The sequence below is a fragment of the Flavobacterium sp. UGB4466 genome (genome assembly GCF_903469665.1).
Taxonomy (GTDB): domain Bacteria; phylum Bacteroidota; class Bacteroidia; order Flavobacteriales; family Flavobacteriaceae; genus Flavobacterium; species Flavobacterium lipolyticum.
Genome location: NZ_CAGKLC010000283.1, coordinates 1 through 392, shown reverse-complemented (window position 1 = coordinate 392; position 392 = coordinate 1). Strand labels below are relative to the sequence as shown.

At 37.0% G+C, this 392-nt stretch carries 1 pseudogene; it reads right to left on the bottom strand.

Features of this window, described 5'->3' with window-relative positions:
* Positions 1-303: pseudogene (locus tag JO950_RS22070) on the bottom strand (hypothetical protein); the annotation flags it as partial.
* Between the last annotated feature and the right edge of the window lie 89 nt (positions 304-392).

Sequence of the window (392 nt, the reverse complement as noted above, 5' to 3'; positions counted from 1 at the left end):
ATCTTTAGTAACATATTGTCCACTAAAAGAAGCATACTTTGCATCAGAATTATAGGATTGGTACTCCGCTCCAATTCCAATGCTTAAGCCTTCGTTTAAATAATAGGAGTATCTGATTCCTGCACTAATTCCGTTTCCGGGTACGATAGTACCACCGCCACTGTACTTAAGAAAAGAACCGGGTCCTGCGACGGAGATCGATATTTCCTGTTTTTTATCCTGACTATAGCCCTGGAGGCATATCGCTAAAAACGCCGTAACTGTAGCTATAGATTTTATAGAGGTACTGATATATTTTTTCATCTTAAAGTTGTATTAGCCAGTACCATTTTGAAGTGGTACTGGCATGATTTTGATTATTTTACAAGTACTTTGAATGACTTTTTGATATT